At 39.0% G+C, this 14,080-nt stretch carries 13 protein-coding genes; 7 read left to right on the top strand and 6 right to left on the bottom strand.

The window, feature by feature from the left end:
• Positions 1-2 precede the first annotated feature (2 nt).
• The 5 genes from hisH to hisG are packed head-to-tail and all read right to left on the bottom strand — an operon-like array spanning position 3 to position 5,083.
• Complete coding sequence (gene hisH, locus AC27H3_RS15015) at positions 3-623, bottom strand: imidazole glycerol phosphate synthase subunit HisH (RefSeq protein WP_487107409.1); 621 nt, start codon at positions 621-623, stop codon at positions 3-5.
• A gap of 1 nt (position 624) precedes the next feature.
• Positions 625-1,695, bottom strand: a complete 1,071-nt coding sequence (gene hisB, locus AC27H3_RS15010) for a bifunctional histidinol-phosphatase/imidazoleglycerol-phosphate dehydratase HisB (RefSeq protein WP_487107407.1) — start codon at positions 1,693-1,695, stop codon at positions 625-627.
• 1 nt (position 1,696) lies between these two features.
• A complete protein-coding gene (hisC, locus tag AC27H3_RS15005; protein WP_487107405.1) occupies positions 1,697-2,830 on the bottom strand; it encodes a histidinol-phosphate transaminase in 1,134 nt (377 codons plus the stop codon).
• On the bottom strand, positions 2,831-4,180 hold the full coding sequence (gene hisD, locus AC27H3_RS15000) for a histidinol dehydrogenase (RefSeq protein ID WP_487107403.1): 1,350 nt from the start codon (positions 4,178-4,180) through the stop codon (positions 2,831-2,833).
• 3 nt (positions 4,181-4,183) lie between these two features.
• A complete protein-coding gene (gene hisG / locus AC27H3_RS14995) occupies positions 4,184-5,083 on the bottom strand; it encodes an ATP phosphoribosyltransferase (RefSeq protein ID WP_487107401.1) in 900 nt (299 codons plus the stop codon).
• 539 nt (positions 5,084-5,622) lie between these two features.
• Between hisG and AC27H3_RS14990 the strand changes: the two genes are divergently transcribed.
• From AC27H3_RS14990 to fadD, 7 genes are all read left to right on the top strand, one after another.
• Positions 5,623-5,952 (top strand): hypothetical protein, encoded by a 330-nt coding sequence (locus tag AC27H3_RS14990; protein ID WP_487107399.1) that lies wholly within the window; start codon positions 5,623-5,625, stop codon positions 5,950-5,952.
• A gap of 191 nt (positions 5,953-6,143) precedes the next feature.
• Positions 6,144-8,096 (top strand): DNA repair helicase YoaA, encoded by a 1,953-nt coding sequence (yoaA, locus tag AC27H3_RS14985; protein ID WP_487107397.1) that lies wholly within the window; start codon positions 6,144-6,146, stop codon positions 8,094-8,096.
• A gap of 156 nt (positions 8,097-8,252) precedes the next feature.
• A complete protein-coding gene (gene tsaB / locus AC27H3_RS14980) occupies positions 8,253-8,939 on the top strand; it encodes a tRNA (adenosine(37)-N6)-threonylcarbamoyltransferase complex dimerization subunit type 1 TsaB (protein WP_487107395.1) in 687 nt (228 codons plus the stop codon).
• A 173-nt stretch (positions 8,940-9,112) separates the two neighbouring features.
• Positions 9,113-9,517, top strand: coding sequence for a hypothetical protein (locus tag AC27H3_RS14975; RefSeq protein ID WP_487107393.1), 405 nt, complete (start codon positions 9,113-9,115; stop codon positions 9,515-9,517).
• Between the two features lie 60 nt (positions 9,518-9,577).
• Complete coding sequence (locus AC27H3_RS14970; RefSeq protein ID WP_487107391.1) at positions 9,578-10,231, top strand: M50 family metallopeptidase; 654 nt, start codon at positions 9,578-9,580, stop codon at positions 10,229-10,231.
• A gap of 63 nt (positions 10,232-10,294) precedes the next feature.
• Positions 10,295-11,164 (top strand): alpha/beta fold hydrolase, encoded by an 870-nt coding sequence (locus tag AC27H3_RS14965; RefSeq protein WP_487107389.1) that lies wholly within the window; start codon positions 10,295-10,297, stop codon positions 11,162-11,164.
• 174 nt (positions 11,165-11,338) lie between these two features.
• Positions 11,339-12,994, top strand: coding sequence for a long-chain-fatty-acid--CoA ligase FadD (gene fadD / locus AC27H3_RS14960; protein ID WP_487107387.1), 1,656 nt, complete (start codon positions 11,339-11,341; stop codon positions 12,992-12,994).
• A 216-nt stretch (positions 12,995-13,210) separates the two neighbouring features.
• Here the strand turns inward: fadD and AC27H3_RS14955 are convergent, their stop codons facing one another.
• Positions 13,211-13,948 (bottom strand): YciK family oxidoreductase, encoded by a 738-nt coding sequence (locus tag AC27H3_RS14955; RefSeq protein WP_487107385.1) that lies wholly within the window; start codon positions 13,946-13,948, stop codon positions 13,211-13,213.
• Between the last annotated feature and the right edge of the window lie 132 nt (positions 13,949-14,080).

Raw genomic sequence — 14,080 nt, 5'->3', positions numbered from 1 at the left:
GTTTACATCTCCAAAAAATTTTTAATGATTTTACTGCCAAGCGTACTTGAGCGTTCTGGATGAAATTGGCAACCGATAAAGTTGTCTTTAGCTATAGCAGCTGAAAACTCAGCTCCGTATTGGCAACGAGCTATAGTATATTGTGAAATAGGTGCGGCATAACTATGTACAAAATAGAAATAATCATCAGCATTAATGCCTTTGAATATTGCATGCTCAGATACTTGCGTTAAGGTATTCCAACCCATATGCGGCAAACGTAAGTCCTTTGCCTGTAAGGGCGTAATGTCGGTAGGAATTAAACCTAAACATTGTACTACTTCGTTTTTACCTGCGCCTTCAACAGAGGTGCGTGCCATTAATTGCATACCCAAACAAAAACCTAAAACTGGTTGAGTTAGTTGCTGCAAGGTTTCTACTAAACCTTTTGCTACTATGTTTTCCATAGCATGACGAGCGCTACCTACGCCGGGTAAAATTACCTTGTCGGCATTTTTAATGACTTCTATATCGTCAGAAATAGTAATCGCAAAACCTAAACGTTCTACGGCAAACTTTACTGACGCTAAGTTAGCACAACCGGTATCAACAATGACAAAATTAGCAGGTTTGTTCTCGCTCATGCTAGAGACATCCTTTCGTGCTCGGTAAATCTTCACCTACAACAGTAATGGCTTGGCGTAATGCGCGACCAAAAACTTTAAATAAACTCTCAACTTGGTGATGGCAGTTACCTTCAGTTGTTGAAAGATGTAAGGTAATTGCCATTGAGTCAGCTAATGAACGGAAAAAGTGAGAAACCATTTGCGTCGACATTTGGCCAACCATATTATCGCTAAACTTGGCGTCAAACTCTAACCAAGGACGACCCGATAGATCAATCGAGCATTCGGCGCGACATTCGTCCATGGGTAAAACAAAACCAAATCGGCCGATGCCACGTTTATCGCCTAACGCTTGTTTAAGTGCTTGTCCTAAAGCGAGTGCTGTATCTTCAACACTGTGGTGCTCATCAATATGATAATCGCCATCAACATCTACTTGCATGCTAAAACCACCATGTGCGGCAATTTGTTCAAGCATATGATCGAAAAAGCCTAAGCCAGTTTTAATACTGATATCGCCAACCTTATCTAGATTAATCGCGACATTGATATTAGTTTCTTTGGTGGTTCGAACGACTTTTGCTACTCTTGGTTTGGTGAGTAGTTGCTCGGCGATGTGGTCCCAATTAAGGGTTTTACGATCGTATTTAATCGCTTTTATGCCCATGTTTGCAGCTAGCGCAACATCGGTATCACGGTCGCCAATGACATAAGAGTTAGCAAAGTTCACTTTACCTTGCTGTAAATAACCGCTAACTAAACCTAGCTTAGGCTTACGACAACTACAATTATCTGCTTCAAAGTGTGGGCAAAGAAGTACGTCATCAAAGGTTATACCTTGTGATGCAAACATCGCCATCATTTTATCGTGAGGCAAATCAAAATCACTTTGCGGATAGCTTGTGGTACCTAAACCATCTTGGTTAGACACCATAACTAAGCGAAAACCTTTTTTCTGTAAGGCTATTAATACCGGAATTACGTTCGGTTCAAAGACTAACTTTTCTAGGCTATCAACTTGTTTATCGGTAATTGGCTCTTCAATTAAAGTACCGTCTCGGTCGATAAATAAAATATTTTCTTGGCTCATATTAATTCTCTTGTGATAACGTTTCGGCTGCTGTAGCAGCGCCGTTGTTAGTAAAACTTTGCGTGATAGTTTGTTGTAATAAAGAAAGTTCGCGTTCACTGCCAATACTAATACGTAAGCAGTTTTCTAGGTTTTGCTGTTTTGACTGGTCGCGTATTAAAATATCGTTCTCTACTAAGCAATTAAAAATAAAATCTTTTAGCTCATTGTTTTGACAACGAAATAAAATAAAGTTGGCATCGCTATTAAAGATTTCACTGCACCAGCTTTGCTTTGCTAACCAGGTGGCTAATTGCGCTCGTAGTGCGTTTGTTTCTAGTACGCGTTGGCTCATTTGCTCAAGACCCGGTTTTGCGAGTGCTTCACTAGCAATATCTGCAACGGGCGCTGAAATAGGGTAAGGCGCTATAACCTTACTGAGCATGGTAATAACCTCTTTATTCGCGAGAGTAAAACCACAGCGTAAACCGGCTAAAGCAAAAGCTTTTGATAGCGTTCTTAGTACCACTAAATGTGGGTAAGTTTTTAGCCAACTTGCAACTGTTTGCTCTGGGCTAAATTCGATATAAGCTTCGTCAACCACAACAATGGCGTTTTCAGCAAAAAGCTCAAGCGCGGTTTTAATCTCTTGCTGAGATAATAAATTGCCCGTTGGGTTACCTGGTGAGCATAAAAATACCACTTTGGCTTTGCCTACTTGTGCTTGCAGGCCAGCTAAGTCCAGAGACATCGTTTCGTCCAGCGGCACTTTAATAACATCTGCACCGTGATTTTCTGCACTAATCGCGTACATACCATAAGTAGGTGGACATATAATAATGCTGTCTTGATAAGCCGTACAGAATGTTCGAATGATTAACTCGATACCTTCGTCAGCGCCACGTGTTGCCAACAAGTTTTCGGCTGATACTTCACTGTATTGGCTATAAGCGCTGATTAATTTTTCAGGTTGAAAGTCAGGGTAGCGGTTAATGCTGGTGCTGCTGACTTGATAATTACCTGAGCCAGAAGCCTCGTTTGCGTTTAACCATACTTTACCTTCAGTAGCACTGCTGCTAGCAAAAAGTCGGCGTGCTGACTGGTAAGGCACCATGTCTATCAGCTCTTTACGAGCAAGTTTGTTTACAATAGTCATTTATGCCTCCGAACTTTTAGTCGCAGAATCAGTTTCTAAACGAATAGTTACTGCTCGCTTGTGGGCATCTAATCCTTCAGCGTCAGTTAACTCACAAATACATTCAGCTAAAGCGCTTAATCCTTGGCGGGTGATTTCTTGTACGGTAAAACGTCTAGAAAAATCCGCTAACGATAAGCTGCTAATAACTTTTGAGTAACCGTAAGTTGGTAATACATGGTTAGTACCACTGGCGTAATCACCGGCTGACTCTGGCGTGTATGCTCCAATAAAAATAGAACCAGCATTACGCAAGCTTGCTAATAATTCTTGAGCGTTGTCAGTTTGAACAATTAAATGCTCAGGGCCATATTCGTTTGAAACTTCAACCGCTTGATCTAAGTCTTTGGTTAAAATTAAGCGGCTTTGCTGTAATGCTTGGCGCGCTATATCTGCACGAGATAGAGTCGCAAGTTGTGCTTCTAACGCTAATTGCACTTGATTGATTAACGTTTGGCTGTCAGACAATAAGATAACTTGGCTGTCAGGGCCGTGTTCGGCTTGCGATAATAAATCTGCGGCGACAAAGCTTGCATTGGCATTCGCATCAGCAATAACCAATACTTCTGATGGTCCTGCTGGCATATCAATAGCAAAACCATTTACCTGTGAAGCTAACTGTTTTTTAGCTTCAGTTACATACTTGTTTCCAGGGCCAAATATCTTATTTACCGGAGCAATAGTTTCGGTGCCAAAGGCGAGGGCGGCACAAGCTTGTGCCCCTCCAACGCTATAAACTTCGTCAATTTCACACAACGAGGCAGCCACTAATATTTCGTCAGCTAATTGACCATTTTTATTTGGCGGACAAACCAACACTCTACGCGGACACTTAGCCAGTTGAGCAGGCACGCCTAACATTAAAACGGTTGAAGGCAATGGCGCACTACCGGCAGGAATGTATAAGCCTACATTGGCAATGGCTTCAGTTTTTAAAGTACAAACCACACCTGGTGTGGTTTCAACACGAATGTCGTCATTAACTTGTGCTTGATGAAAACGTTTAATTTGTCCATAAGCGGTTTCAATGGCTTTTAAACGTTTTGCGCTTAATCGATTTTTAGCTGAATTAACTTGCTCTGGCGTTACTCGCAAATTAGGGAGTAATACGCCATCAAATTTTTCCGTTAAATCGAGTAAAGCTTTGTCACCATTTTCTTTCACGTTTGCAAGAATATTTTCTACTTGCTGTGTTAACAAAGCACTTTCTGAAATTGCTGGACGAGCAAGCGCAAAGCTTCGCTCACTGGCTGACAAATCTTGCCAAATAATGGAAGCCTTTAACGCGTTTTGTGAAGTATTTGTGCTCATTTTTTAGCCCATCATTTTTTCAATTGGCATGACAAGTATAGAGTTACAACCTAAAGCATTAAGTTCCTCCATAGTTTCCCAGAAAAATGTTTCGGTTGCTACTACGTGCACGGCTACAAGGTCGTCACGATCTGCTAACGGTAAAATGGTTGGCGTTTCTTTACCCGGCATTAATGCACTTACTTGAGCAATTTTGTCTTTAGGTGCGTGTAGCATAATGTATTTGCTTTCTTGTGCTTTCATTACACCTTGCATGCGCGGTAATAATGTATCAAGAATCGCTTGTTTTTCTGGCGATAATGCAGAGGCTGTTTGGATTAAAGAGGCTTTTGATTGAAAAATTTCTTCAACTTCGACTAACCCGTTAGCTTCTAACGTTGCACCTGTTGAGACTAAATCACAAATACCATCTGACAAGCCAACACGCGGTGCTACTTCAACTGAGCCTTTTAATAAACAAAACTCAACATTAATACCATTTTTCTTAGCGTAACGATTAAGAAGTTGTGGGTAGGTTGTTGCAAATCTAAGACCGTCTAAACTTTTTATACCTTTATAGTTAAAGCCTTCAGGCATGGCTATTGATAAACGACAACCGCCAAAGTTTAAGCCTGATGTGCGAATGTATTGCGATTTTTGCCCCATTAAAGCACGCTCTAACGCTGCTTCTTCGAGTGTGTTGTCGCCAACAATACCTAAATCACAAACGCCGTCCATTACTAGCCCAGGAATATCACTACTGCGAACGCGCATAATATCTATTGGCATATTGGTAACATGAGCAAGTAAACGGCGATCAGTAACATTAAGTTTAAGGCCACAGCGCTTTAATAGTGCTTGTGTGTCGTCGCTTAAGCGACCTGATTTTTGCATTGCAATACGTAAACGTGGTTCTGAAGTCATGTTATTTTCCTATTAAATTTTTAAATTCTTAATCTATTTAGTCGCATTTAATATGGTTAAATTTGTCATGTATATACAATTGTATAGCCATAAAAATGCGAAAACCCCCGAGAGAGGTGAACTCTTTCGGGGGTTTAGAAATTAATTTTTCTCTATCTTACACCGCTGAAAGGTTCAAAGCCCCTCAGCGAAAAAACCTGAGCAGCTAATCCGTATGATGGTGATGATGATGGATGGCGATCAGATTTAAAGTCATGTGTTATTTACTCTATTTAGTAATAATTTAAGTGTGTAAGTTAGTTCTTTAAGTTAAATACTTAGTGTTACATTAAATTAAAGTAGTTACTTTAATTTGTCTTTACATTACGTTGAATTTCAGGGCAGATCAAGCGATTAATATCCTATTAGTATGAAATTTTGAACTAAGCTAGTATTGTTTAGTTCTAAGCAACATAAAGCGAGTTATTAAAGCTTAGACTTGAGTTGTCGATATAGTGTAGATAAATAAAAAGACTAGAAAATAATCAAAGGGGGCAATAATGGACATATTTACGACAGTATTAACCCGTGTTGTTCCTGTCCCTATAAAACCTGCAGATTTAAAAGTTAAAGCTTTAGCAAAGGGAGCAGCGGCAAATGCGGTCTCTGACGATATAGCTGGTTTAGAAGAATCTGCTGTATACCAAACAAAAAAGAGTAAAAGCAAGGTATCTGATAAAGAAAGTCACTCTGAGAGTTCAACAAAAGATGGCGCTGAGTCGTCAACGGTGCCTGCAGATAAAACAGGCCTGCTTGTTGATACCTTTGACGATAGCGAGAGTGTTCCTTCAGAAAAAGATGATAAACCACACCTAGATATTTATATATAAACTAACTTGGAATTTATACAAGATTGCTTACTTAAGCTGTAAGTGCGCTGGAGATTAGTTATATGAAAACAGTGTTAAGTAGTTAAGACGGTATTCGTTTGGCTGGCATAAGGGGAATTTGACCATAATTACCCTGTTAATTTTTACTGTGATGATTATAATGAGCGCAAATTTAGCAATGTCGTATCATCATGAATGCTGTTGAACATGCGTTTTCACATCAAGGAGCTTTAGCGAAAGCTATTCAGGGCTTTTCTCCGCGCCAAGCTCAGCTTGATATGGCATTAGAAGTTGCTAAAGCTATTGAACTAAAAAGTAGTTTAATCGTGGAAGCGGGTACAGGAACAGGCAAAACCTTTGCTTATTTAATTCCAGCACTTATCGCAAATAAAGCCCAGGCTGAAAAAGACGCCGGACAGCTAAAAATAATCGTTTCAACTGGTACTAAAAACCTTCAAGAACAATTATTTCATAAAGACTTACCATTAATACGCAAAGCCCTCACCAGTAATGCCCAAGCTGCTTTATTAAAAGGGCGGGCAAACTACCTTTGTATTTATCGATTAGAGCAATACCAGCAATCGCGGGGGCAGCTTGATGCTCAAACATTGGCTGACTTTGTTAAAGTGCGGACGTGGGCAAATGGTACGCATAGTGGTGATATAGGTGAGTTGGTTAATGTTACTGAAGGTTCGCCGGTGTTCCCGTTTGTTACTAGTACCGTGGATAACTGCCTCGCCAAAGATTGTCCTAATTTAGAAGACTGTTATTTAATAAAAGCACGAACTAAGGCTATAGACGCAGATATTGTTGTAGTAAACCATCATTTATTTTTTGCTGATATGGCGTTAAAAGACAGTGGGTTTGGCGAGTTAATCCCAAAAGCCGATGTCATGATTTTTGATGAAGCGCATCAGATAGCCGATATCGCCAGTGAATATTTTGGTGAAGCGTTTTCTACGCGGCAAATGTTGGATCTTTGCAGCGATGTAATGCAAGTGTATCGAACCGAATTAACCGACGTAAAACAATTAGCAAAAGCGGCAGAAAAGCTGTTAAAAACGAGTCAAGAATTTAGGCTGTTATTCAATTATGACCCTGAACGTGGAAACTGGCGCGAAAAACATCAACAACAGCAGTTTTCACATGCGTTTAAATTGTTAAAAACTGATTTAGATTTTCTTTATCAAGTGATTAAACTTTGCGTTTCACGCAACGAGGCTATCGATAATTGCTTTGATCGCGCGGTAAATTTATTAGCCCAATATGAAGTCATGGCAGATGTTGATGCCATGGGGATGAGTTTTTGGTATGAAACAACACCTCGCCATGTTGTGCTACACAAAACCCCATTATCTGTTGCCGATAAATTTGGTAACTATGTGAAAGAATCGGGGGCGGGTTGGATATTTACCTCAGCAACATTGGCTGTTGATGGTGCTTTTAAACATTTCTCAAGCCATTTAGGCTTAGACGGATCAGCTAGTTTATTGCTTGATAGTCCGTTCGATTATGCTAAACAATCACAATTGATAATACCGCGTTATTTACCAGCGGCTAATGATATGAATCGCGCTAAAGCGTTATGCGAGTTAGCTATTCCTTTAATTGAGGCCAGTGCGGGGGCCTGCTTTATGCTATTTACCAGTTATCGCGTGATGCATCAGGTAGCAGAGCTATTAAATCAGCAAATTGATAACCCCTTGTTGGTTCAAGGGCAAATGGGCAAACGTAAGTTGTTAGAAGAATTTGTAGAGCAAGACACCGCTGTGTTACTTGCAACTGCAAGTTTTTGGGAAGGGGTTGATGTTAGAGGCGATAAGTTAACGTGTGTTATTATCGACAAGCTACCTTTTGCTTCTCCTAACGACCCATTGTTGCAGGCTCGAAGTGAAGATGTAAAACGACAAGGAAAAGACCCTTTCGCGCAAATTCAACTTCCTCAAGCCGTTATTGCCTTAAAGCAGGGGGTAGGGCGTTTAATTCGGGATGTAAATGATAATGGCATTCTGGTTATATGTGATGACAGATTAGTAAATCGCCCATACGGTGAAGTATTTCTTAAAAGTTTACCCGATATGAAACGCAGCCGTGATATTAATCAAGCGGCAACGTTTTTAGCAAGCCTTGTTGATCGCAAGTAAATTCATCTAAACTGTGCGCTAATTATTTTTTTCATCGTGTTATATCTATTACATTTTAAAATTCAAACTTGTAACTTTAAAGGTTTATGGGATTAACTTGAAATAATGTTAAACTCGCCCAATAAGTTATGAAGTATTACTAAAAGGTTTTTTTACGTGAATTTTCTGGCCATTGATGCCTCAACTGAAGCATGTTCAGTAGCAATTAAATATAATGACAAACAGTTCAGCGAATATGAATTGTGTCCTCAGTCGCATAGTTTGCGTTTACTTCCTATGGTAGACAGTGTGTTAAAACAGGCGAATGTTAAGTTATCTGATCTTAACGGGATTATCTTCGGCCGCGGACCTGGTAGTTTTACAGGGGTACGTATCGGCATTGGTGTAACACAGGGCTTAGCATTTTCTGCACAGTTGTCTGCACGCGGCGTGTCTACTTTACAGGCTATGGCTCAGCAAGCTTATGATGAAAAAGGCGTACATAACGTTATTGCCGCTATAGATGCTCGCATGTCAGAAGTTTACACTTGTTATTATGAGGTAGGCTCACAAGGTATTATGCAACCTAAAACGCAAGAAACAGTATTGTCTCCTGAGCTTGTAGCTCAATATTATCAAGATTTAACGCTTCCCGCCTACGGCGTTGGAACAGGTTGGAGCGCTTATGCAAAACTTGTCAGTTTAATTTCTAACGCTGATGCTATTGATATTTTATATCCAACGGCTTCAGCTATGCTAAAAATTGGTCAAGTAGACTTTGACAAGCACAGCGTTGATGCAGAAAACGCGCAGCCTAAATACGTGCGTGATACTGTTTCTTGGAAAAAACTGCCCGGACGATAATTTTGCTAAGCTAAAATAAATAATCTTTAATTAATTTCTATAAAATTTTAATTAATCTATACAGTATCTATATTAATAAATTGAACAGGTTAAGCGCTAGTTACTGACAAACTAGTTTTTTAACCTGATAAAAAATAGTATTCACCTTAACTAGAATTTGTTAAATTACTTTGATGCAAATAAATAATTCCGCCAATTTAGCTACCCAAGCGTCGACAAGACTTGGAAATACTCGTGCCGTACCTGCCCAGGAACAGCGCCAAAATGTAGCTGCGCGTGAAAAACTTAGCAACGAAGAAAATAAAGCTCAAAACGCACAAGCTGACACAAACAGCCGACAACGTCTAGATTTTGATGAGCAAGCTATATCATTAATTGAGCGAGATCAACTTGCTCAATTTGATAGCCGTAGTACTGAACAAAGTAATCAACAAAATGGCCAATCAAATAACTCCAATAGCGGCTATGATTCACCATCAAATCAAAATCAATTAGCTGTCGCTGCATATCAATCAGTGGGTGCCATTGCCCAACGTGACGATATTCAACAAATTTTTGGCGTTGATTTGTTCGCCTAATTTTTCCTGACGCCTGATGTATAGGATATAAATTATCACTGCTGCACCGAAACGCCAATAATGCTCATTAAACCTAAATACCACTTTTGGTTAATGTTTTTAACCGCCCTAATTATCTTGCAACTGCCTTTTATTTCTATTCCATTCAAGTGGTTAGAAAGTTATTTTCATGAGATTAGCCATGGTTTAACGGCAATACTCACTGGCGGTAGCATAGTAAAAATACAACTATTTCCCAATGGTGCTGGTTTATGTACAACGCGCGGCGGATCAGCATTTTTTATAAGTTTAATGGGATATGGCGGAGCCATTTTATGGGGCAGTTTAATATTTTATCTGGCGTCTACTCACCGCAAAGTTGCTTTGGTATTCTCAGTGCTACTGGTTGGGTTATTGGCCAGTAGTATATTATTTTGGGTGCGTGATTTATTAACCTTATTTATTGTTTTAATTTTGCTCGCTTTAGTACTAGCGAAAATAAAGTACTCTGCACATAATTATCTACAAAAAATATTACAAGTTACTGGTTTATTAGTGTTAATTAACAGTTTAATGAGCCCACTGTATTTACTTGATGGCCAAGCTCGCGGCGATGGAGCGGCGTTAGCTGACTTAACTTTTATACCCGAAGTCATTTGGGTTGCTATTTGGTTTTCTGTCGCATTATTCGCCATTTATAGATTGAGTAAAGTGTCATTACGCGCTAAAGGTTAATTTGAACACAACTTTTTACCTTGCACCATGCCCTGATATTAATTGTCTAATTTAAGGAGTTTTATGCCAAGCAATCACACAGTTAAAACGGTAACCTTTGAGGTAAACGGCCGAAAAATTAGCGGTATCAGTAATGGTAACGAGCAAGGGAAGTTACTTTTATGTTTGCATGGCTGGCTTGATAATGCTGCGAGTTTTCAACCGCTACTTCCTTATTTATCGCACTACCATGTTATTGCCATTGACTGGCCTGGTCATGGTTTTTCTGATCATCGAAGTGTAGATGCTCATTACCATTTTGTAGATTGGATCTATGATTTAACGGCTTTGATCCGCTTGCAACAATGGCATGCGGTAGATATTGTAGGGCATTCTATGGGAGGGATGATCGCTTCTGCGTTTGCAGCTGCATTTCCTGAACATGTAAGAACATTAACTGTGATTGATGCTATTGGCTTATTAACATCAGACGAAGTAACAACAACGACTCAATTACGTAAAGGTATATTAAGTCGTTTAACTCGCGATATAAGTGCTAAGAAATATCATAGTAGCCTTGATTCAGCCATTGAGGCTAGAGTGCAAGTATCAGATTTAGATAAAACCAACGCCGCAATAATTGTTCAACGTGGCATCGAAGAAACCGGTTTAGGTTTTCGATGGCGCTCTGATAACCGCTTACGTTCTGTATCAACCTATCGCTTTAGTATGGCACAAGCAGAACAGGTTATTGCGGACATTAAAATACCCGTACAGTTGATTTATGCTAGCGAAGGCATGTCTATGGTAACTAAAGGTTTGAAACATTTTAGACCTTTGTTTAAAACACTTGATGTGCATAAATTAGCCGGTGGTCATCATGTTCATATGGAACAACCAGAACAAACAGCAAAACTTATAAATGCGCATATTAATGCTTTAGAAGTGAGCTAAAATCATTAATGTATATTAAGTGAGTTAAGCGAGTTTTTGTGTTCAATCAGCTATAATATGTAGTCTCATTTTACAGTTAATTTAAACAAGTGTTTAAATTAACTGGATCGACCAGTAAAAATTTGTTAAAAAGTATCATTATTAAAGTATAAGAGTATAAAGAGGAAAGGTACTGTGGAAAAAATTTGGCTTGAGAAGAGTTATCCCCCCGGCGTTCCGTTTGAAATAGATCCAGATAAATACGCTTCAATTGTCGATATGTTCCATAAATATACGAAAGTTTATGCCGAGCGAACTGCGTTTATTAATATGGGCGCTGAAATAAGCTATCGTGAACTTTTAGACCAAGCTACTGACTTTGCGGCCTACTTGCAGCAAGATTTAGGGTTAGTAAAAGGCGATAAATTTGCCATTATGGTGCCTAACTGTTTGCAGTATCCAATTGCACTTTTTGGTGCATTATTAGCCGGATTAACCGTGGTTAATGTTAATCCACTTTATACCGCCCGCGAGTTAAAACATCAATTAAACGACTCTAATACCAAGGCTATTTTAATTATTGAAAACTTTGCCAGTATTTTAGAAAAAGTTGTTGATAAAACACCGGTTGAAAAAGTTATTCTAACGTCATTAGGCGATCGCCTAGGTACAGTTAAAGGCGCTATTGTGAATGGCGTAGTTAAATACGTTAAAAAAATGGTACCTGCTTTTAGTCTTGCTAATACCGAACGTTTTAATAAGGTACTTGCTAAAGGCTCAAAATTGTCATTTAGCCCTGTGAGCTTAACAGGCGAAGATTTAGCTTTTTTACAATACACCGGCGGAACAACAGGTGTGTCAAAAGGCGCGATGCTGACTCATCGTAATATGGTTGCAAATTTAGAGCAGGCAAAAGCTGCAATTAAACCACAACTAGAAGAAGGTAAAGAGTTGGTTGTTACCGCTTTACCGCTTTATCATATTTTCGCTTTAACCGCGAATTGCCTGACTTTTATTACTTTAGGCGGCACAAATTTATTAATTACTAATCCTCGTGATATGCCCGGTTTTGTTAAAGAGTTAGCAAAATATGACTTTACGGCAATTACAGGTGTTAATACCTTATTCAATGGCTTATTAAACACGCCAGGTTTTAGTGAGTTAGATTTTTCTAAATTGAAATTGTCATTAGGTGGCGGAATGGCTGTACAGCGTCCGGTTGCTGAAAAGTGGGAAAGCGTAACCAAAACACGTTTACTTGAAGGTTATGGATTAACTGAATGTGCACCATTAGTAACATTATGTCCGTATAACCAGCAACATTACAGCGGCACAATTGGTTTACCAGCATCATCAACCGATATTCGTATTGTGTTAGAAGATGGCACTGATGCCAAAATTGGCGAGGCCGGAGAAATGTGGGTTAAAGGCCCGCAAGTAATGAAAGGGTATTACAATCGCCAAGAAGCGACCGATGAAATTTTAAAGGATGGCTGGTTAGCAACAGGCGATATTGCATGCATGGATGAAGATGGATTTTTCAAAATTGTAGATCGCAAGAAAGATATGATTATTGTATCTGGTTTTAATGTCTTCCCTAATGAAATTGAAGAGGTTTTAGCAAGTCATGATGGTGTACTAGAAGCTGCAGCTGTTGGTATACCTCATGAAGCAAGTGGTGAAGTTGTTAAGGTATTTGTAGTTCGTAAAGATCCTAACTTAACTGAAGCTGAATTAATTAAACACTGCCGCGCAAACTTAACAAATTACAAAGTGCCTAAGTTGGTTGAGTTTCGTGATGAGTTACCTAAAACTAATGTGGGTAAAATTTTGCGACGAGAACTACGCTAAGCTAAATCAACTATTAGCTATGTGTTAAAGGTAAGTTATTTCATAGCTAGTTCTTTAAAGCACAAGTTAGACAGTTATTTAGACATATGCAGAAAAATAAAAGGCCAACAATTGTTGGCCTTTTTAGTTTAGCGTTTAGGAAGTAAGTTTAAACCTAAGCCTACCGTTAACGGCACGATGTTTTAAAATTATAAAAACTTACCTAGTCACTAAAATCTACTGTGCGTTTAAACGTTGACCGTTAATTGCCTTGCTATCATCAGCCATTAAATATACATACAAAGGCATTATATCTTCTGGCGATGCGATAGTGCTTTTATCTTCAGCAGGGTATGCAGAAGAGCGCATATTTGTGTTTGTGCCGCCAGGGTTTATAACGTTAGTTCTAAGTACGCTGTTATCATACTCATCAGCAATCACTTGCATCATACCTTCTGTCGCAAACTTAGAAATACTGTAAGCTCCCCAATAAGCTTTACCTTTATTGCCAACACCTGAAGAAGTAAAAACCAGTGATGAGCTCTGTGATTTAAGCAATACAGGTAATAATGCTTGTGCTAACAAAAATTGTGCATTAACGTTAACATGCATCACATCTTGCCAAGTTTGTTGATGTATTTGATTAAAGGGCGTTAATTCACCTAATATTGAAGCGTTAAGTAATGCGCCATCAAGCTGACCGAACTGATTTTCAATTGTTGATGCTAAATCAATATAATTTTGTTTTGTCGCGCCTTTTAAATCTAGCGGCACAATTGCAGGCTCAGGAAAGCCTTTAGCAAGAATATCATCATAAACTGCTTCAAGTTTTGCGACGGTTTTGCCTAATAAAATAACCGTAGCACCTAACTGTGCATAGGTTAATGCGGCTTGGCGACCAATGCCAGCACCTGCGCCGGTAATTAAAATGGTTTTGTTCGCTAAAATTTGTGGTGTTATAGTGTATTCAAACATAAGATTATTTGTAGAAAAAATTTGTTAATAATTCTACTACTTTCACTACTAGGCTGACGAGTGTTTTTCGATGCAATTCTACATTTACTGTATAAATCAGTTAATAAATAAAAAAATCACTAGCACTTGAAG

It is taken from the genome of Colwellia sp. NW0002-52-1 (assembly GCF_057550865.1).
The sequence above is the reverse complement of the archived record's forward strand: the minus strand, read 5'-3'. Positions and strand labels throughout refer to the sequence as shown.